The organism is Methylobacterium brachiatum (genome assembly GCF_900113845.1).
Lineage (GTDB): Bacteria > Pseudomonadota > Alphaproteobacteria > Rhizobiales > Beijerinckiaceae > Methylobacterium > Methylobacterium brachiatum.
Window position 1 is genome coordinate 21,745 of record NZ_FOQW01000022.1, and the last position, 20,220, is coordinate 41,964.

Consider the following 20,220-nt stretch of genomic DNA (forward strand, 5'->3'; position numbering starts at 1 on the left):
CGGCGCGGGGCGCGTCAGTAGCCGAGGTTCTTCTTGCTGTTGTAGACCTTCATCGGGTCATCGGCGGCGGTGTAGAGCTTCGACTCGGTCTGGATCCACTTGGGCGGGACGGTGCCCTTCTCCTTGTAGGCCTTGAGCGCGTCGAAGGCGGGGCCGGCCATGTCGGGAGTGAGCTCGACGGTGGCGTTGGCCTCGCCGGCGGCCATCGCCTTGAAGATGTCGGGCACGGCGTCGATCGAGACCGTCAGGATCTCCTTGCCGGGCTTCAGGCCGGCCTCCTTCATCGCCTGGATGGCGCCGACCATCATGTCGTCGTTGTGGGCGTAGACCGCGCAGATCGCGCGGCCGCCCTCCGCCTTGATGAAGCTCTCCATCACCTCCTTGCCCTTGGCCCGGGTGAAGTCGCCGGTCTGGCTGCGCACGAGCTTGATGTTGGCGTGGGGCGCGATGGCGGCGTCGAAGCCCTTCTTGCGGTTGGTGGCGACGCTGGCCCCGACCGTGCCCTGGAGCTCGACCACGTTGCAGGGCTTGTCGCCGACCGTCTTGGTCAGCCAGGTGCCGGCGACCCGGCCTTCCTCGACGCTGTCGGAGGTGACGGCGGTCAGGTAGAGGTCCTTGCCGGCGGGATCGATGTCGCGGTCGAGCAGGATCACCGGGATCTTCGCGTCGCGCGCTTCCTTGAGCACGGAATCCCAGCCGGTGGCGACCACCGGGGCGAGCAGGATCCCGTCGACCCCTTGCGCCACGAAGGACCGGATCGCCTTGATCTGGTTCTCCTGCTTCTGCTGCGCGTCGGCGATCTTGACGGTGATGCCGCGCTTCTTGGCCTCGTCCTTGGTCACGGTGGTCTCGGCGGCGCGCCAGCCGGATTCGGAACCGATCTGCGAGAACCCGACGGTCAGCGAGGCCGCCTGGGCCCCGCCGGCCCACGCGAGAAGCGCGCCCGCGAGCATGGCCTTGATGGAAATGGTCCCTCTCATCGACGTCCCCCCATTCGAATGTTTCCGCCGCCTCTTCAGGACGATCGGTCGGCATATGTATGACATATGCACGGCGCGTTGAACAGCCGCATCCCTCGGGTTGCCGACCGCGCCGCCAAGTCCCGGAGCGCGGCGCTATTCGCACCGGCCTATCGGCCGCGCGACCGGTAGAACAGCACTTTATCTCAGTCTCTTGTGGTCGTTGACTGATGTCGAGGCCCCGAATGCCGCCTGCCAGCATCGGGCCGGCGAGGTGCGCTTTTCACCTTTGCCGCCGCGCTTTCCGGAAGCCGGGTTGGTGCGCCGGCGCCGGTTTCCCGGCTGACGGGGGCCGGCGATTCGCCGAACGGATCACCGTGCAGGACGGTAATTGTATGAGTTTACGGCGCGTGGGCTCGATCGCTGCCGGGACGGTGCGAACCGGTGATGGGCCTGGAGCGGTGCCCGTGCCGTCCCTCAGACGGAGCGAACGGCCCGGCAAACAACAAAAAACCCTGCCCGAGCGGGCAGGGTTCTCGTCGTTCGAACCGTCGGACGCGGGGAGCCGGACGGCAAAGATCCGCCCGGCCCGCCGGGATCAGCCCAGGAGCTTGTCCAGGGTGATCGGCATCTCGCGCACCCGCACGCCGGTGGCGTGCCAGACCGCGTTGGCGATGGCGCCGACCGTGCCGGTGATCCCGATCTCGCCCACGCCCTTCACGCCGAGCGTGTTCACCACGGAATCGTCCTCATGGACCAGGATCGCTTCCATGGCCGGGATGTCGGCATTCACCGGCAGATGGTACTCGGCGAGGTTGTCGTTGAGGAAGCGGCCGGTGCGCGGGTCCATCTCGGCCCGCTCGTGCAGGGCGAAGGACAGGCCCCAGATCATCCCGCCGTAATACTGGCTCTGGACCAGCCGGGGGTTGATCACCCGGCCGGCCGCGAAGGCGCCGACCAGCCGGCTCACCCGGATCTGGCCGAGATCGGGATCGACCTTCACCTCCGCGAAGACCGCCCCGTGGGCGTGCATCGCGTAGGATTTCTGCGCCGCCGGGTCGGCGCCGGCCTTGCCCTGGCCCTCGATGCTGGCCCGCCCGGCCCGCTTCAGGATGTCGGCGAACGCCTCGCTGCGGCTCGGGTCGTCGCGCCGGGTCAGGCGCCCGTTTGCGGCGGTGACGCCGGCATTGCCCGCGCCGTAGAGCGGGGAGGCCGGGTCGTCGGTGGCGAGCTTCGCCAGCTGGGCGATCACGTCCTGGGAGGCCGCGTGGATCGCGTTGCCGGCGGTGGCGGTGTGGCCGGAGCCGCCGGCGATGCCGGCATTGGGCAGGTCCGAGGAGCCCATCCGGAAGGTCAGCGCCTCCATCCCGATCCCGAGCCCGTCGGCGGCGATCTGGGCCAAGGCCGTCCAGGCGCCCTGGCCCATGTCGATCGCCCCGAGCTCCACCGTGCCGGTGCCGTCGGCGCGGATCTCGGCCCGGGCCATGCCCTCGAAGATCAGGGCCGGGAAGGTGGCGGTGCCCATGCCGGTGCCGACCAGGAACCCGTCCTTGTCCCGGGTCTGACGGGGCCGGAGCGGGCGCCCGGCCCAGCCGAACGCCTCGGCACCGCGCCGGTAGCACTCGCGCAGGGCCTTGGAGGAGAACGGCTTTCCGGTGATCGGCTCGACCTCGGCGTAGTTGGCGAGGCGGAACTCCAGCGGGTCCATGCCGAGTTCGTGCGCCATCTCGTCGAGCGCGCTCTCCAGGGCCGCGCTGCCGCTGGCCTCGCCGGGCGCCCGCATGAACAGCGGCGTGCCGGTATCGAGCCGCACCGCCTCGTGCCGGATGGCGATGGCCGGGCTGGCGTAGAGGGTGCTGGTCGCCCGGCCGGCCGGCTCGAAGAAGTCGTCGAAGCTCGACGAGGCGGTCAGGATGTGGTGGTCCAGAGCCGTGAGCTTGCCGGCCGCGTCGGTGCCGAGCCGCAGCGTCTGCCGGGTCGGGCCGCGATGGCCCATCGGGCCGTACATCTGCGACCGGGTCGGCACGAGCTTGACCGGCCGCCCGACCATCCGGGCCGCCATGCAGGCGAGCACCTGCGGCCCCGAGGGCACGCCCTTCGAGCCGAAGCCGCCGCCGAGATAGGGGCTCTCGATCTGGATGTCGTCGGGCCGGATCCCGAACAGCCCGGCGAGCCGTCCCTGCGAGATCGCCAGGCCCTGGGTCGGCATGTGCAGGGTCAGCCGGTCGCCGTCCCACTGGGCCAGGGCCGCGTGGGGCTCCATGGCGTTGTGGTACTGGGCCGGCGTCTCGTAGGTGGCCGCGATGGTGCTCGAGGCGGCGGCGAGGCCCGCCTCGACGTCGCCATCGCTCTCGGCCGGGGGCGCGCCGACGCCGACGGCATCCGGGGTGAACACGTCGCCCGCGTCGAGGCCGATGCGCGGCGTCTCGGTCTCGTAGGTCGGCGCCAGCAGCCGCGCGCCCTCGGTGGCGGCCTCGAGCGTCTCGGCGATCACCACGGCGATCGGCTGGTTGGCGTAGCGGACCCGGTCGTTCTGCAGCAGGTCGAGGCGAAAGATGAACGGCCCGGCCTTGGCGTCCGGGTCCTGGGCGAGCTTCGGGGCATTCTCCGGGGTCATCACCGCGACGACGCCCGGATGGGCCTCGGCGGCGGCCCGGTTCAGGCCGGTGACCCGGCCCTTGGCGATCCGGGCGACGCAGAGCGCCGCGTGCAGCGTGCCGGGGGGCAGGTTGTCGGCGGAGAACCGGGCCTGGCCGGTCACCTTGAGGGGGCCGTCCCGCCGGGTCAGCGGCTGGCCGATGCTGGAGCCGTGGCGAGTGCCAGCGGCGGCGTTCTGGGGTGTGGCGGTCGCGGTCATGCGGTCTGTCCTCAGACGATGCCGAACGGGGAGGCGGGAAGGGCCGGGATCCGCGCGGGGGTCCCGGCGGCGGCCAGCGTCAGCGCCCGGACCGCGACGCGGCGGGCGAGCTCGATCTTGAAGGCGTTGGCCTCGCCGGTGGGCTTGGCGCCGTCCAGCGCCAGGGCGGCGGCCCGGGCATAGGCCTCGGGGGAGGGCGCCTGGCCGGCGAGCGCGGCCTCAGCCGCCTCCACCCGCCAGGGCTTGAGCGCCAGCCCGCCGAAGGCGAGCCGGGCCCGGCCGATTTTTGCGCCGTCGAGCGTGAGGGCCGCTGCCGCCGAGACCACCGCGAAGGCGTAGGAGGTGCGGTCGCGGACCTTGAGGTAGCGGGCATGGCCCTGGAACGCGGCCGCCTCGGGGGGCAATCGCAGGGCGGTGATCAGCTCGGCCGGGCGCAGCGCGGTCTCGTGCTCCGGATGGTCGCCGGGCAGGTTGTGGAAGGCGTTGAGCGGTACCTCCCGGGCGCCGTCCGGCCCGGCGATCTCCACCACCGCGTCGAGGGCGGCGAGCGGCACGCAGAAATCGGACGGGTTGGTGGCGATGCAGTGCTCGCTCCAGCCCTGGACGGCGTGGATGCGGGTGGCGTGCCCCAGGGCCGCGCAGCCGGAGCCGGGCGCGCGCTTGTTGCAGGGCGAGACCGCGTCGGTGAAGAACGGGCAGCGGGTCCGCTGCATCAGGTTGCCGCCCACCGTGGCGGCATTGCGCAGCTGCGCCGAGGCGCCGGCCAGCAGGGCCTCGGCCACCATCGGGTAGGTCTTCGCGAAGGCCGGGTCGTGCGCGAGGTCGCTGTTGCGCACCAGGGCGCCGATCCGGGTGCCGCCGTCCGGCAGCGTCTCGATGCTGGAGAGACCCGGCAGCCGGGTGATGTCGACGATCCGGGCCGGGGCGGTGACGCCGCCCTTCATCAGGTCGACCAGGTTGGTGCCGGCGGCGAGATAGGCGGTGTCGGGACGCTGCCCGGCCGCGACCGCCTCCGGCAGGCTCGCCGGGCGGATGTAGTCGAAGTTCCTCACGCCGCGTCCTCCCGGTGCTCGTTCTGGGCCGCAGCGTCCTGAACCGCGTCCAGGATGCCGGCATAGGCGCCGCAGCGGCAGAGGTTGCCGCTCATGCCCTCGCGGATGCGCTCGGGATCGGTGCCGGCATGGCCCTCGCGGATCAGGCCGACCGCGCTCATGATCTGGCCGGGGGTGCAGAACCCGCACTGGAAGCCGTCATGGGCGATGAAGGCGGCCTGGACCGGATGCAGCCGGTCGCCCTCGGCCAGCCCCTCGATGGTCAGGATCTCGGCGCCGTCGAGGCTCACGGCGAGCGTCAGGCAGGCGTTGATCCGCCGCCCGTCCACCAGCACCGTGCAGGCGCCGCACTGGCCGCGGTCGCAGCCTTTCTTGGCGCCCGTCAGGCCGAGACGTTCGCGCAGGAGGTCGAGGAGGGTGACGCGCGGATCGTCGAGGGCGATCTCGCGGGCCTGCCCATTCAGGGTGAGCCTGAGGGGAATGGTCATGCTGGGTCCCGGCTGGCAAAGGCTGGAACCGTTACAGATAGCCGCCCCCCCGCCCCCGGCGAGGCCCGGGGCGGGTATTATGTGCGCCAGCTCACAGGCCGGTACGCCTGCGCCGATCCGCTTACTTGACCGTCACCTCGGAGACGGACTTGAGCACCGTCTTGCCCTTCCCGGTCTTGATCTCCACGGCGGGCTCGTCCTTCGAGGCCTCGCGCTTGACCGTGTTGCCCTTGATGGTCTTCTCGACGTCCTTGGTGTGGACCTTGGTCACCGCGCCCTCGACGGTGCCCTTACCCCACTTGTAGGTGACGTCGTCCCCGGTCTTCACCTTCGCCTTGCTCATCGCGCACTCCATCGTCTGGTGCGGGAGAAGGCCGCCGGGGGCGGGGGCGTTCCCGGGCTTCCACGGCCGGGATGCCGCAGGTCCGGGCGCGGTGCCGAAAGCGATGCGGCTCAGGATGACGTCGCCTGGGCTCCCGCGGGCCGCGTCCCATCGGACGATGATGGGGAAGGCCTTATGCGCCGGCCTGATCGGCACGTGTACCGACGGTCGAACACCCAACCGTGTCAGTCCGGGGCCGCGAAGCAAAGCCCGGGAATGACCGGGCGATTCAGACGCGCCCGTCCCATCACCGACCGAAGAGGCGGTCCGAGACGCGGCGGGCAGCCTCAGCGCCCGACTTCCCCGCGCAACGCCGCGACCATCGCCTCGACCGTGGCCTGGGCGGTGTCGCCGAGGTCGATGTCGGTCTCGCCGGCGGTGACGAGGCCGCGCTCCTCCAGCTCCTTCACGCCCGCCGGGTCGGCCTCATGGCCGGCGCCGTCCTTGCGGATGACCGAGGTGACCCGCTCGCCGCTGACGAGGCGGTGATAGGCCGCGAAGGCGAAGATCGAGAGCGCCTTGTCGGAGAGTCCGTTCACATCGTCGGCCATGGTGCCATCCTTCGAGACGGGGGATTGACGGAACGCCGCCCGGCGCCGACGGGTCCGGGGGCGGGCGGGGGTGCGACGATCCGGTGCGACGACAGGGGCGACGACGGATGCGCCGCCGGAGGCTAGAGCGCGTGCCGCCGCGAGGGGCGCCGGTTCGGCGTCAGCGCGCGCGTCGGATCGCGGTCCCGGAGCCGGGCCCGCAGCTCCGCGTCGCCCTGGGACCGCCTTCCTGCTAATCTGCCGCCGCCCATGACCGCACAGACCGATCAGACCGCAGTGGAACCCAGCCCCGACGCGCCCACGGATCCCGCCGCGCCCAGACTCGCGCCGCCCGATCTCGGCGACCGCCTGCGCCAGCAGGTGATCCTGTCCGAGTTCGGCGTCGAGGCCCTGCGCGGCACCGATGTCGACCACCTGCTGCAGCGGGCCGCGGAGCTGTGCGCCCAGGGGATGGGGGCCGAGTTCTGCAAGGCGCTGGAATACCGCCGGGGCGAGGACACGCTGCTGGTGCGCGCCGGCGTCGGCTGGGGCCCGGAGGTGATCGGGCAGGCCCGGGTCGGGGCCGACCTCGCCTCCCCGGCCGGCTTCGCCCTCAAGACCGGCCGGCCGGTGATCTCGAACCATCTCGCCGAGGAGACCCGCTTCCGCACGCCCCAGCTGATGGCCGAGTACGGCATCCGCCGGGCGATCAACGTGCTGATCGAGAACCGGGACGGGGCCTTCGGGGTGCTCGAGGTGGACGACACCCGCGAGGGCATGTTCGAGGAATCCGACATCGCCTTCATGCAGGGCTTCGCCAACCTGCTCGGCGGCGCGATCGAGCGCCAACGCACCGAGAGCCTGCTGCGCGCGGCACTGGCCCGGCAGGATCTCCTCGCCCGCGAGATGAGCCACCGGGTCAAGAACAGCCTCGCCATCGTGGCGAGCCTGCTCGCCCTCCAGGCCCGGGCCGCCGAGGCCGAGCCGGCCGTGCAGGCGGCCCTGTCGGATGCGCGCAGCCGCGTCGAGGCCATCGCGGGCGTCCACGACCAGCTCTGGCGGCAAGGAGACAAGACCGGGGACGGGGAGGGGGAGGGCGTGCCCGGCGAGCTCGACCTCGCGCCCTTCCTGGAGAAGCTGGTGGCCAATCTCGACAGCGGCGCCCCGGGCCAGTCCCTCACCTGCACGGCGGCGCCGCAGCGGATCTCGGCCGACCGGGCGATCCCGATCGGGCTCCTGGTCAACGAGCTCGTCACCAACGCGCTCAAATACGCCTACCCGCCCGAGACGCATCCGGACGGCGGCGCGATCCGGGTCCGCGCGGAGCGCGAACTCGACACCCTGGTGGTCGAGGTCGCCGACGACGGCGTCGGGCTGCCGGCGGATTTCGAGATCGGGCGCAGCTCGAAGAGCCTCGGCATGCGGGTGGTCGGCAGCCTCACCCGGCAGCTCGGCGGCACGCTGACGGTGCCGCGGACGGGGCAGGGCGCCTGCTTCCGGCTCGAAGTGCCCCTGGCGGGTTGAGCCGCCGTCCCGCCCCCCTGCCCAAGTTCAGGTAGATTCGGACGAAGAAACCGGGCAAAAGTGGCAATCGCCGTCGGGGCACCCCGGGATCGGCGCTTGCGGAGGGGGCGGGATGCGACGGCGGCGCGTGCTGCTGGCAGGGCTGGCCCTGGCAGGCCTCCTCACCCTTGCCGTCCTGACTCTCGCCGCCCTGGCCGGGCCGGACCTGCGCGCGCGGGGCGCTCCCCTGCTCGCCACCTTGAACGGCCTCGTCACGGCATTCCTGCCGGAGGCGCCGGCCGCCGTCCCGGAGCCGAAGGCGACTGCGCGGGTCGCCGTCGAGGACGGGCGCACGATCGTGCGGCTCACCCCGGAGGAGCGCGACCGGGTCGGCCTCCGGACCGCCATCCTGCCGGCCCGGCCGCACCGCCAGGAGCTGACCGCCTATGGCAGCGTCCTCGACCTCGCCCGGGTGACCGAGCTGACCAACGCCTATGCCGGCGCGGTGGCCGGGCTCCAGACCGCCCGGGCCCGGGCCGAGGTCTCGGCCAGCGCCGCGCGGCGGGCTCGCAGCCTCGGCCCCGCCACCATGGCGGCTGCCCAGATCGAGACCGTCGAGGCCACCGTGCTGACCGACCAGGCCGCCGTCACAACCGCGGAATCGCAGCTGCGCACCCTGGCCGCCACCGCCCAGCAGGAATGGGGCCCGGTGCTCGGCCGCGCCATCGTCGAGCGCGGGCCGCTGGTCACCCGCCTGATCGAGCGCGCCGACTTCCTGATGCAGGTGACCCTGCCCCCGGGCGAGGCCCTGAACCCGCCGCCGGACGCCGCCTTCGCGGAGGTACCGCCGCAGAGCGACCGGGTCCCCCTGCGGCTGGTCTCCCCGGCGACCCGCACCGATCCGCGGATCCAGGGCCAGAGCTTCTTCTACCGCGTCTCCGGGGCGGGCGGCCTCCTGCCCGGCATGAGCACGATGGCGTTCCTGCCGGCCGCCCGCTCGGCCACCGGGGTGCTGGTCCCGGAGGACGCCGTGGTGCACGGGGAGGGGGGGACCTGGGTCTACCGGGGGATGCAGGGCGGCTATGTCCGCCACCCGGTCCGGGCCGACGCGCCGCTCTCGGCCGACGCCTTCGTGGTCGAGGACCTGCCCGACGGCACCGAGATCGTGCTGAAGGGCGGCCAGGCCCTGCTCTCCGAGGAGATGAAGGGCCAGATCCGGGTCTCCGGCGACGACGATGACTGAAGCGCGCGCCGCCGAAGTGGACACCGGTTCGGCGCCGGCGAGCGCGTTGAATCACGGTGAGCCCCTGCCCCGCGGCCCCCAGGCCGGGCTGGTCGGGTTCTCGGTGCGACGGCCGCACGTGGTGCTGGCCCTCGCCTGCGCGCTCCTGGCCTTCGGGCTCTACGCCCTGCGCAGCGCCCGCTACGACGTCTTTCCGGAATTCGCGCCGCCCACCGTGACGATCCAGACCGAGGCGCCGGGCCTCGATCCCGAGCAGGTCGAGGTCCTGGTCACCCAGGCGATCGAGGGGGCGGTGGGCGGCCTGCCCGGGCTGGAGAGCCTGCGCTCCTCGTCGATCCAGGGCCTGTCGGTGATCAGCGCGGCGTTCCGGGCCGGCAGCGACATCGACCGGGTGCGCCAGCGGGTCAACGAGCGCCTGGCCGCCCTGGCCGGACGGCTGCCGCAGGGTGTGATGGCGCCCGCCATGACGGCGCTGACCTCCTCGACCTCGACGGTGCTGCTGATCGGCCTCACCTCGGACAGCCGCAGCGCCATGGACCTGCGCACGCTCGCCGACTGGACGGTCCGGCTGCGCCTCCAGGCGGTGCCGGGCATCGCCCAGGTCTCGGTCTATGGCGGCGACGTGCGCGCCCTCCAGGTGCAGGTTCGCCCCGACGACCTGATCCGCTACCGGGTCGGGCTCAACGACGTGCTGGCCGCCGCCCGCAAGGCCACGGGGGTGCGGGGCGCCGGCTTCGTGGACACGCCGAACCAGCGGGTCGGCCTGCGCACCGAGGGGCAGTCGCTCACCCCGGAGGCGCTCGGGCGCACCGTGCTGGTCAACGAGGGCGGGGCGAGCGTGGTCCTGGCCGACGTCGCCACGATCCTGGCCGCCCCCGAGCCGGCGATCGGCGCCGCCCTGGTGGACGGCAAGCCGGGGGTGCTGCTGATGGTCGGCGCCCAGGTCGGGGTCGACACAAGGACCGTCACCCGGCGCCTGGAGGCGGCCCTGGCGGAGTTGCGGCCGGCCCTGGCGCGGGCCGGGTTGAGCCTGCACGCCGACCTGTTCCGCCCGGCGAATTTCGTCGATGTCGCCAACGGCAACGTCCTCCAGGCGCTGATGCTGGGCGGCGCCCTGGTGGTCATCGTCCTGCTGGTTTTTTTGGCCGACTGGCGCACCGCCCTGATCAGCGCGGCCGCGATCCCGCTCTCGCTGATCGCCGCGGCGCTCGCCCTCCAGGCCTGGGGCGAGAGCCTCAACACCATGACGCTGGGCGGGCTGGCGCTGGCGATCGGCGAGGTGGTGGACGATGCGGTGATCGGCGTCGAGAACGTCGCCCGGCGCCTGCGCGAGGCCCGGGCAAAAGGGAGGAGCGGCGGCCCTCGCGTGGTGTTCGACGCGATCCTGGAGGTGCGCGGCGCGGTCGCCTACGCCACCCTGGCGGTGCTGCTGATGTTCCTGCCGGTGCTGGCGCTCACCGGGGTAGCCGGCCGGCTGTTCGGCCCCCTGGCGCTCGCCTACATCGCCGCCGTGCTGGCCTCGCTGCTGGTGGCGCTGACGGTCACCCCCGCCCTCGCCCTGATGCTGCTCGGCGGGACCGGGCGCGCCAAGGCCGAAGCCGCCGACCCGCCGGTGGTGCGCCTGTGCCGGGCGGCCTATCGCGGGCTGCTCGCCGGGATCGGGCGGGCGCCGCGCACCGCGATCGTCCTGAGCGCGCTCACGGTGCTGGCCGGGGCCGCCCTGGTGCCCCGGCTCGGCGCCAGCTTCCTGCCCGACCTGAAGGAGGGCCACCTGATCCTGCACATGGCCGCGGCCCCCGGCACCGCCCTGCAGGAATCGCAGCGCCTAGGCGGCCTGATCACCGCCGGCCTCAAGGGCATCCCCGGCGTCCGGACCGTGGCGGCGCAGATCGGCCGGGCCGAGGCCGGGCAGGACACCGCCGGCACCCATTACAGCGAGATCCATATCGACCTCGACCCCGGCCTCGACGGGGCGGCCCAGCGGGCCACGGAAGCCGGGATCCGCGCCCTGACGGCCGGATTCCCGGGGGCGGCCTTCTCGCTCAAGACCTTCCTGACCGAGCGGATCGAGGAGACGGTCTCGGGCCATACCGCGCCCGTGGTGGTGAACCTGATCGGCGACGACCTGCCCCGGATCGAGGCCGCCGCCCGGGCGGTGGCGCGCGAGCTCGCCGAGGTGCGGGGCGCCCGGGACGTGCAGCTCGCCGCGCCGGCCGGGCTGCCGCAGGTGACCGCCTCCTTACGCCCCGCGGACCTGCGCCACTGGGGGCTCGACGCGATCGAGGTGCTGGAATCGGTGCGCACCGCCTACCAGGGCGACACGGTCGGCCAGACCTATGTCGGCAACGCGGTGTTCAACGTGCTGGTGATCCTCGACGCCCGGGCCCGCGGCCGGCTCAGCGCGCTGGGCGACCTGCCCCTGCGCAATCCGGGCGGGCGCTACGTCCGGCTCTCGCAGGTGGCCGACATCTACGAGAGCACCGGCCGCTACCAGGTCCAGCACCAGGGCGCCCAGCGGGTCCAGACCGTGACCGCGGGCGTCGAGGGCCGGGACGTGGCCGGCTTCGTGGCGGCGGCGCGCGCCAAGATCGCCCGGTCGGTGCGCCTGCCGGAGGGCGTCTACGTCGCCTTCGCGGGGGCCGCGGAGGCGCAGGCCCAGGCCCGCACCGATCTCCTGGCCCATGCGGCGCTCGCCGGGTTCGGCATCGTGCTGCTGCTCGCCGTGGTCACCGGCTCGGGGGCCAACCTGCTGCTGGTGCTGGTGACCCTGCCCTTCGCGTTCGTCGGCGGGGTGGCGGCGATCGTGCTCACCGGGGGCGTGCTCTCCCTCGGGTCGATCGTCGGCTTCGTCACCCTGTCGGGCATCAGCCTGCGCAACAGCGTGATGATGATCGCCCATTACGAGCAGCTCGTCACCGCGGGCCGCCCCTGGAACCGGGCCACCGCCGTGGAGGGCGCCGCCGACCGAATGGTGCCGATCCTGATGACCTCCCTGGTCACCGGCCTCGGCCTGCTGCCCCTGGCGCTGGGGGCGGGCGAGCCTGGCCGGGAGATCGAGGGCCCGATGGCGCTGGTGATCCTGGGCGGCCTCGTCACCGCGACGCTGCTCACCCTGGCGATTCTGCCGGAGCTCGCCCTGCGCTTCGCCCGGTTCCGGGGGCCGGGGAGGGGGCTCGAGACGGAGCCCCGGGCCGCAGCCTGAGCCTGCGGCACCGGATCGGTCCGCCGCGGTGCAGCAATCCGGGCGCGGGCGCGTTGCCGCTGGTTCGGGACGATGCCCGGGCGCTCCGGATCAGCAGGGACGATGGCAGAGATGAAACCGCGCGTGGCCCTCGGGCTCCAGGGTGGCGGCTCCTACGGCGCCTATGGCTGGGGCGTGATCGACCGGCTGCTGGAGGAGCATATCGAGATCGTCGCGGTCAGCGGCGCCAGCGCGGGCGCGCTGAACGGCGCCGCCCTGGTGGCGGGGCTGGCCACCGGCGGCGATGACGGCGGCCGGGAGGCCCTGGAGCGCCTGTGGCGGGCGACCGCCGAGCGCTCGCCCCTGCGCGGCTTCGAGGGGTTCGGGACCTATTTCGAGCCCTTCCTGGACCCGTTCGTCGCCCGGTCCCTGGCGCTGTTCCGGGAGGCCTCGGCCTATGTCTCGCCGTTCCTGCCGACGTTACGCGACATGCACCTGTTCCAGGCGGTGGTGCGCGCCAGCATCGACCTCGAGACCGTCGCCCGCCAGGAGCGGGTGCCGCTCTACGTCTCGGCCACCGACATCCTGACCGGGGCCGCGCGCCTGTTCACCGGGCCCGAGGTCACGCTCAAGGCGCTGATGGCCTCCTCGTGCCTGCCGGAGCTGTTCGCCCCGGTGGAGATCGACGGCCGGCGCTACTGGGATGGGGGCTACGCCGCCAACCCGGCCCTGGAGCCGCTGGTGTTCAACGGCCACGGCGCCACCGACCTGATCGTCCTGCAGCTGACGCCGTTCGTGACCGACGAGATCGGCCGGCTGCCCTCCGAGATCGCCGGGCGGGTCAGCGACATCAGCTTCAACGCCTGCCTGATGCGCGACCTGAAGGCGCTGACCGAATTGCAGCGTTACGCCAGGGAAACGGACACCCGGGACGCCCGGATGGGGGCGGTGGCCGACATCAACATCCACCTGCTGCAGGCGCCCTGCGAGCTGGCCGGGGGCGAGATCAGCAAGCTCGACACCCGCTGGTCGACGATCGGCGCCCTGCGCGACCTCGGCCGGGCCACCGCCGAGCGTTGGCTGTCGGAATCCGGACACGCGATCGGAACCGATTCGAGCCTGCAGACCCTGGAGGCGGTGATCGCGCCCTGAGGCCGGGGAGGGGGCTCCAGCGCACCGGACACCGAAAAACACCCCTCCTCCCGGGCCGACCAAGTCGCCGCCGCCGCGTCGGCCATGCGCCGACGGGGCTGGACAAACCCGGGTGGACCCCGCGATCTGGCGCGAAAGGGCTCGGTGGATCAGAGCGGACGACAGTGACCGGGATCAGGAACGCGGCGGCCGCGAGGCTTTCGGAGCGGCTCCACGGGTTTCGCAGCCTGGGCGACAATTGCGAGTTCGGCTTCGTCCAGCGCTACGGCGGCGTCGAGCCGTCCGGCCTGCTGCGGTTCTCGTACACGCCGATGGAGGATCTGATCCGCGGCCTGCGCTGCGGCTTCGCGGATTTCGGCGCGCCGGGCGACCTGCGCATCGCGGTGAGCGCCGGCGGCACCTATTACTGCCACAGCGTTGCCTACAACATCTGGGCGAACACCGGCCACCCCGCCGGCTCGATCGACCCTGAGGTGCTGGTCGAGCGCGAATACGGCCGCCTCGCCCACCTCAAGCGCAAGATGCTGGACGATCTCGCCGACGGATCGAAGATCCTGGTGCGCAAGCTCGGCCGCGACACCCCGGATTCCGAGTTCGCGCGCCTGGCCGAGGCGGTCTGGGCGCACGGGCCCTCGACGCTGCTGCGCGTCACCGCGGCCGGGCCGGACTGGCGCCCGGAGCCCGCGCGGCGGGTCGCCGACCGGGTGATCGCCGGGCAGGTGCGCCGCTTCGCCCCCACCGAGCAGGCCTGGGAGGTCGATCTCGAGCCCTGGATCCACCTGATCGACAGCGCCTACGCGCTGGCGCACGACCAGGCGCCGACCGACTTAGGGGCGGGGGCCTTCGCGGACGCCCTGACCCTGCCGTCCGGCCTGCGCCGGCATGCCGGGCGGCACCGGACCCCGGCGCTCAGCGCCTATACGCGGGCGGTCGATCCGGCCGACCTCGGCACCGACCGGGCCTACGTGTTCTCGACCTGGGTGTGGATCCCGGAGGCGTTCGGCGGCGAACGGGTGTTTGCCGTCGCCGGGCACGGGCGCCTGGGTTGGCGCGACGCCGACCTGTCGCGGCGCGGCTGCTGGCAGCGGGTCTGGGCCGCCGGGCGGATGCGCCCGGGCGTCGACCGCGAACCCGTCGGGCTCGGCATGATCGGGACCCGGCAGGACCAGTTCTGGTCGTTCGGCGCGCGCTTCCACGAGGGCCCGATCCCGGAGGAGGGGGCCGCACCGACCGTCCGGATGCCGCCTGCCCGCTTCCCGGGCGGGCGCCTGTTCGGCTGGCTCCGCTCCAAGCTGCCGTAACGCCCGCGTCCATCGCCGCGCCCGTGTCGGCGATCCTCGGTGCGCCGGGGCGGCGTCCGGGGCGTCGCACCGGCGCTCGATCGCTCACGCGCCAGTCCACGGCCCTGCAGGCAAGGCCGCTCGAAGCGGTGATCGGGATCCGCCGACCGCCTGCAAGACCTCGACCTGTCGGCGGGTCTGGATCCTGGGCTCCGCTGCGCGGCCCCGGGATGACGGTGTGGTTCTGGGGGCGGCTGCCCGGATCCTGCGCCAGGTCCATCAGGAGACATCCCGGACCGAGCCATCGGGCCCCGGCCACACCCCCTCCCAACCCATATCCAAAGTTCGCATAAGATATATTATGGAACTATGACCACCAGGGCGACCGGGTGAGGGGGTCTGGCATGCCAGATGGCCGGGTTCGCCGCCGGATCGGAGCGGCGTATCCCACCGGGCTCTGGCCAGCCCCCGAGAGCCGGCCCGATCCTCGGCGCCGCGAAACGGCCGCACGCCCGAGAAGCGAAGCGGCGGAACCGGGTGAGGGCGGTTCGAGCAACCCGGGTCAAAGCGCCCTCCCCGCGGCGTCACGCGGCGCGCCCGGCGAGGCGGCTCTGATCGACGAAGATCCGGCCGTCCTGGGCGCGGCACTCGATCTGGTCCGACAACCGACCCGGCCGGATCCGGATCGCCGCCGGCCGGGCCAGGGAATCGGCCTGGTCCAGGAAGCCGGCGGCGTCCATCGGCGCGTCGCGGCCGCCGCCGAGCCCGCGCCACCACAGCACCGCCTTCTCCCGCTCGTAGCCGCTGCGCTCGGGCCGCAGGCGCACCCGCCAATCGGCCGCGGCGGGACCGTCCCGCCAGCCGAGCACGAGGTCGAGCCCGTCCGGAGCCGCCTCAAGGCTCAGATCCGTCACCGGATGCCAGGGCGCATCCGCCTCCGGGGCAGGGCCGGCCGGCTCCACGGCCGGCACGATCTCGGCCGAGAGGATCGGCAGCTCGTCCTCGGCCGCGGCGTCATGCAGGGCGGCCGGGTCGGCCTCGTCCTCCGGCTCGGTCCAGCAGGCCTCGCAGGTGGAGGCGTTCAGGGCGATCAGGGCGCCGCAGCCGGGGCAGGGCTTGGCGCGCAGGCCCCCTGCCCCGCCGAGCACCTGGGCGGCACTCTGCGCCGTCACGGCGTCCACCGGCCCGTGCATCCGTACCAGGCCGGCATAGTCGAGGATCAGCGCGTCTTCCTTGCCGGGGGCGCAGCGCAGCGCCCGGCCGACCTGCTGGACGTAGAGGCCGGTGCTGCGGGTCGGGCGCAGCAGGGCCACAAGGTCGACCTCCGGGGCGTTGAAGCCGGTGCCGAGCACGCCCACCGAGGTCAGGCAGCGGATCTTCCCGGCCCGGAATGCCGTCACGATCCGGTCGCGCTCCCGGCGGGGCGTCTCGCCCGAGACCGTCTCGCAGGAATACCCCTCGGCCCGCACCGCGTCGCGCACGGCATCGGCATGGGCGAGGCCGGCGCAGAAGGCGAGCCAGGCCCGGCGCCCGCTGCCGTACTCCGTCAGCTCGGCCACGGCGGCCCGGGTGATCCAGTCGCGGTTGACCGCCGCCTCCAGCTCCCCCGGGATGTAGTCGCCCCCGCGCCGGCCGACCCCGGAGACGTCGAGCTGGGTCAGGGTCGCCTTGGACACGAGGGGCGCCAGGAAACCGCGCCGGATCAGGTCGCCGGTATCGGCCTCGTAGGCGATCCCGGCGAACAGACGGCCCTCCCCTGCGTCGAGCCGGCCGGAATCGAGCCGGTAGGGGGTCGCGGTGAAGCCCGCCACCCGCATCCCGGGGGTCAGCGCCTGCAGGCCGGCCAGGAACCGGCCGTAGCGGGTATGGGCGGCGCGGGGGATCAGGTGCGCCTCGTCGACGATCACGAGGTCGCGCGGGCCGATCACGTCGAGCCGGTCGGCCACGGACTGGATGCCGCAGACCAGGACCTGCGCCCCGGCCTCCCGCCGCCCGAGCCCGGCGGAGAAGATGCCGGCCGGCGCCTCCGGCCAGTAGCGGGTCAACTCGGAAAAGTTCTGGGCGACGAGCTCGCGGCTGTGGGTGACGATCGCCACCCGGGCGAGGGGGTTTTTTGTGACGGCCTCCCGGGCGAGGGCGGCGATGACCAGGGCCTTGCCGGCCCCGGTGGGCAGCACGACCAGATATCCGGGCGCCGCCGCGTCGCCCCCTCCCCGCCCCCAGGCGGCCGCGAGCGCGTCGAGGCTGGCGCGCTGGTAGTCCCGCAAGCGCAGCATGGCGGCGGGTCTAGCCCGGTCGGGCCGCCCTGTCCGTGGCGGCGGGGTCACGGATGGGGTCGGCGTCCATGCAGGGCGTGTGGACGCGGGTTCTCCCACCGCCCCCGCTCATCCTGAGGTGCCGCGCAGCGGCCCCGAAGGAGCCCGCCAGGGATCGCGCGGCTGGCTGGAGGGCTCCTGCGAGGTCTCCGCTTCGCTGCGCCGCCTCAGGATGAGGGGCGAGAGTGGGATAGTCGCGCGCGCAGCGCAGTGATTCAGGGCCGTGCAGGTCGGCAGGCTCTCATGCTCAGAGCTGTCGTAACAGGTAGATATCCATGATCCAGCCGTGCCGTGCCCGGGCCTCCGCCCGGACCCTCCGGATCTCGTAGCCGACCGTGCCCAGGCGGCCGGAGACCAGGATCTCGTCCGGGCTGCCGAGATAGGCGCCCCAGTAGACCGTCAGATCCGGGTCGAGATGGGCGAAGCGCGGATCGCCGTCGAGCATCACCACGACGCTGTCGGCCCCCTCCGGCCAGCCCGCGGCGAGGCGGCGCCCGGTGGTGATCAGCACCGGTCCGCCGATGGCGTTGAGCGGCACGCCGTGGCGGGCGGCCAGGACCTGCACGCTGGAGAGGCCGGGGATCACGGCGTAGCTCAGCGCGAGACGCCCGCGCGACGCAATGCGGTCGAGGATCCGCAAGGTGCTGTCGTAGAGGGCCGGGTCGCCCCAGACCAGGATCGCCCCGACCTGCCCGGCCTCGAGCTCCGCCGCGAAGGCCGTCTCCAGCCGCTCGGCCCGGGCCGCGTGCCAGGCCTCGACGGTGGTGCCGTAATCGGCCGGGTGGCGCTCCCGGGGCGGGTCCTCGACGGTGACGACCCGGTAGGGGTTTCGGATATGGGCGGCGCAGATCCGCTTGCGGATCTCCACGAGGTCGGCGGTCTCGGCGCGCTTGTCGAGCACGAACACCGCGTCGACATCGGAGAGCGCCCGCACCGCCTGGAGGGTCAGGTGCTCGGGATCGCCCGTGCCGATGCCGATGACCCGGATCTGCCTGTCCTGCATGCCGCTCTGTCCTCCGCCGGGGCGGGGGAGGGCCGGCGTCGGCGTCCCCTACCCGCGCCCGCCCGCTTTGGCGAGGATCGCCCGGGCGATGGTCAGGTCCTGGAGGGCGATGCCGGAGGAGTCGAACACCGTGATCGCCTCCGGGTCCGTCCGCGCGCCCTCCCCGCTTTCGAGCGCGGCGCCGATCGCCCGCAGCTCCGCCGCCGCGGGGGCGTGCTGGAACTCGCCGATGGTGCGCGATTGCCCGGGCAGGTCGCAGTAGAGGGCCGCCCGTTCCAGCAGGGCCGGGGGCAGCTCCTGCTTGCCCTTGGCATCCGCCCCCATGGCGGCGACATGGGTGCCGGGGCGGACCCAATCGGCCTCGAACAAGGGCGCCCGGGCGGGCGTCGCCGTGACGATCACGTCGGCGGCCCGGCAGGCCTCCTGCGGATCGGCCGCCCGCACCTCCACGGCGATCCCCTGCCCGCGCAGGCGCTCGCCGAACCCCGCGACCTTGGCCGCGTCGCGCGCCACCACCAGCACGGTCCGGATCGGCAGGATCCGGGCGAGCGCCGCGCATTCGAACTCCGCCTGGTTGCCGGCCCCGAACACGGCGAGCACCGCCGAATCCGGCCGGGCCAGGACGCTCGCCGCCACCGCGTCGGCGGCGGCGGTGCGGTAGGCGTTGACGCGGCCCGCCTCGATCACCGTGTCGACCCGGCCGACCTCCTGGTCGAACAGCAGGATCACCGAATTGTGCCGTGGCAGGCCCCGGTCGGGATTGCCCGGCCAGAACGAGCCGACCTTCAGGCCGGCATAAGCGGCGGTCGATCCCGACTTGATCGAGAACCGGTTGGTCGGCTCCGAGCCGTGCCCCAGCACCGCCGGGAACAGGGTGGTGCCCGGCGCGACCGCGGCGATCAGCGCCTCCCGGGCCGCCTCGAACGCCAGGGCATGATCGACCAGGGCGGCGGATTCCTCTTCCGAGATGAAGCGCATGACGTGACGATCTCCAAGGTCATGGTTTCAAAAGGTCTGCGACCTTTTGCGGGTGCAGGGCAAAGCCTTGCTAGGATGCATCAGGGCCGGCTTTAGAATTTCTGCCCGATACCCCCCGCCAAAGGGCTCGCCCTTTGGGAACCCATGACGGTACAGACCCCATCACAACGTCATGCCGCGGGCGGTGACCGGCCAGACCGCCTCGACCCGGCCGTTCCGCACGGCGACATACCAGTCGTAGACGTTGACGGTCGGGTCGCAATGGCCCGGGATCAGCTTCAGGCGGTCGTTGAGCTTGAGCACGTTGCCGGGATCGCTGATCACCCCGTGCTCGTCCGAGCACTTGACGTATTCGACATCGCTCCGGCCGAACACCAGGGGCAGGCCGCTGTCGATGCTCTGGGCCTTCAGGCCGGCATCGCAGATCGCGACATCGGCCTTGGCCTTGCTCATGATCGACGTGACGATGAACAGGCTGTTCTCGAAATCGCCGATCGGCTGGCCGCTCGCATCCTTCACCCGCTGGTAGTCGGCGTCCATGAACACGTAGGAGCCGCATTGCAGCTCGTTGTAGACGCCGCTGCCGCCCTCCAGGGCGAAGCTGCCGGTGCCGGCGCCCGCCACGATGGCGCAATCGAGCCCTTCGGCCTTTAGCAGGTCGACGGTGCGCTTCGTGTCGTCGATCGCCGTCTGGATCAGCGCCTTGCGCTCGGCGTAGTCGCGCACGTGCTGCGCCCGGCCCTGATAGGCCTGCAGCCCGGCGAATGTGAGCCCCGGCGCCGCCGCGATCCGCTTGGCGATCGCCACGGCCGGCTCGCCCGGGGCGACGCCGCAGCGGCCGGCGCCGACATCGATCTCCACCAGGGCCTCGAGGGTGACGCCGTACTTCACCGCCGCCGCCGAGAGGTCATCGACATTGCCGAGGTCGTCGACGCAGACCAGCACTCGCGCCCGGGTGGCGAGCGCGGCCAGGCGCTCGATCTTCTGGGGCGCCACGACCTGGTTCGACACGAGCACGTCGCGGATGCCGGCGCTGACCAGGGCCTCGGCCTCGCTGACCTTCTGGCAGCAGACGCCGCAGGCCCCGCCCCGCTCGATCTGCACGGTCGCGATGTCGGAGGATTTGTGCGTCTTGGCATGGGCCCGGTGGCGCAGGCCGTTCTCCTTCATGAAGCGGCCGAGCTTGTCGACGTTGCGCTCGAACGCGTCGAGATCGACCATCAGGCAGGGGGTGTCGATCTCCTCGACCGGCATGCCGACGCGGGCGGGAATGTTGTTGCGCATGGGTTTTCCTCCT

15 protein-coding genes are annotated in these 20,220 nt (G+C 72.8%); 5 read left to right on the plus strand and 10 right to left on the minus strand.

Annotated elements, in window-relative coordinates:
* Positions 1-14: 14 nt before the first annotated feature.
* From ytfQ to BMZ47_RS23855, 6 genes are all read right to left on the minus strand, one after another.
* The gene (gene ytfQ / locus BMZ47_RS23830) at positions 15-980 is read right to left on the minus strand and encodes a galactofuranose ABC transporter, galactofuranose-binding protein YtfQ (protein ID WP_007560487.1); all 966 of its coding nucleotides are present in this window, start codon (positions 978-980) and stop codon (positions 15-17) included.
* Between the two features lie 577 nt (positions 981-1,557).
* Entirely contained in the window at positions 1,558-3,816 is a 2,259-nt protein-coding gene (locus BMZ47_RS23835) for a xanthine dehydrogenase family protein molybdopterin-binding subunit (protein ID WP_091864491.1), read from the minus strand.
* Positions 3,817-3,827: 11 nt separating this feature from the next.
* The gene (locus tag BMZ47_RS23840; protein WP_091864492.1) at positions 3,828-4,868 is read right to left on the minus strand and encodes an FAD binding domain-containing protein; all 1,041 of its coding nucleotides are present in this window, start codon (positions 4,866-4,868) and stop codon (positions 3,828-3,830) included.
* Positions 4,865-5,356: a (2Fe-2S)-binding protein gene (locus BMZ47_RS23845; protein ID WP_007560492.1), complete on the minus strand. Its 492-nt coding sequence runs from the start codon at positions 5,354-5,356 to the stop codon at positions 4,865-4,867. Before BMZ47_RS23845 ends, BMZ47_RS23840 begins: the two co-directional genes overlap by 4 nt.
* A gap of 121 nt (positions 5,357-5,477) precedes the next feature.
* On the minus strand, positions 5,478-5,699 hold the full coding sequence (locus tag BMZ47_RS23850) for a hypervirulence associated TUDOR domain-containing protein (protein ID WP_007560494.1): 222 nt from the start codon (positions 5,697-5,699) through the stop codon (positions 5,478-5,480).
* Positions 5,700-6,025: 326 nt separating this feature from the next.
* Positions 6,026-6,289, minus strand: a complete 264-nt coding sequence (locus BMZ47_RS23855) for a hypothetical protein (RefSeq protein ID WP_007560496.1) — start codon at positions 6,287-6,289, stop codon at positions 6,026-6,028.
* Between the two features lie 249 nt (positions 6,290-6,538).
* On the opposite strand from BMZ47_RS23855, the gene BMZ47_RS23860 reads away from it, so the two are divergent.
* The 5 genes from BMZ47_RS23860 to BMZ47_RS23880 all read left to right on the plus strand — a co-directional run bounded on the left by BMZ47_RS23860 (position 6,539) and on the right by BMZ47_RS23880 (position 14,648).
* Positions 6,539-7,792: a sensor histidine kinase gene (locus BMZ47_RS23860; protein ID WP_208601101.1), complete on the plus strand. Its 1,254-nt coding sequence runs from the start codon at positions 6,539-6,541 to the stop codon at positions 7,790-7,792.
* 112 nt (positions 7,793-7,904) lie between these two features.
* Positions 7,905-9,014, plus strand: a complete 1,110-nt coding sequence (locus tag BMZ47_RS23865) for an efflux RND transporter periplasmic adaptor subunit (RefSeq protein ID WP_091864493.1) — start codon at positions 7,905-7,907, stop codon at positions 9,012-9,014.
* Positions 9,007-12,216 carry an efflux RND transporter permease subunit gene (locus BMZ47_RS23870; RefSeq protein WP_244536924.1) on the plus strand — a complete coding sequence of 1,070 codons (3,210 nt, stop codon included), beginning with the start codon at positions 9,007-9,009 and terminating at the stop codon, positions 12,214-12,216. The genes BMZ47_RS23865 and BMZ47_RS23870 overlap by 8 nt, the downstream gene beginning before the upstream one ends.
* Before the next feature lie 102 nt (positions 12,217-12,318).
* Positions 12,319-13,347 (plus strand): patatin-like phospholipase family protein, encoded by a 1,029-nt coding sequence (locus tag BMZ47_RS23875; protein WP_091864494.1) that lies wholly within the window; start codon positions 12,319-12,321, stop codon positions 13,345-13,347.
* 164 nt (positions 13,348-13,511) lie between these two features.
* Positions 13,512-14,648: a hypothetical protein gene (locus BMZ47_RS23880; RefSeq protein WP_091864495.1), complete on the plus strand. Its 1,137-nt coding sequence runs from the start codon at positions 13,512-13,514 to the stop codon at positions 14,646-14,648.
* A gap of 563 nt (positions 14,649-15,211) precedes the next feature.
* On the opposite strand, the gene BMZ47_RS23885 is transcribed toward BMZ47_RS23880, so the two are convergent.
* The 4 genes from BMZ47_RS23885 to BMZ47_RS23900 form a co-directional block, all read right to left on the minus strand.
* Positions 15,212-16,903: a DEAD/DEAH box helicase gene (locus BMZ47_RS23885; RefSeq protein WP_091864496.1), complete on the minus strand. Its 1,692-nt coding sequence runs from the start codon at positions 16,901-16,903 to the stop codon at positions 15,212-15,214.
* A gap of 286 nt (positions 16,904-17,189) precedes the next feature.
* Positions 17,190-17,945, minus strand: coding sequence for a precorrin-6A synthase (deacetylating) (gene cobF, locus BMZ47_RS23890; RefSeq protein WP_091864497.1), 756 nt, complete (start codon positions 17,943-17,945; stop codon positions 17,190-17,192).
* Between the two features lie 48 nt (positions 17,946-17,993).
* On the minus strand, positions 17,994-18,923 hold the full coding sequence (locus tag BMZ47_RS23895) for an ornithine cyclodeaminase family protein (RefSeq protein WP_091864498.1): 930 nt from the start codon (positions 18,921-18,923) through the stop codon (positions 17,994-17,996).
* 162 nt (positions 18,924-19,085) lie between these two features.
* Positions 19,086-20,207: a DSD1 family PLP-dependent enzyme gene (locus tag BMZ47_RS23900; protein WP_007560514.1), complete on the minus strand. Its 1,122-nt coding sequence runs from the start codon at positions 20,205-20,207 to the stop codon at positions 19,086-19,088.
* Positions 20,208-20,220: the final 13 nt, after the last annotated feature.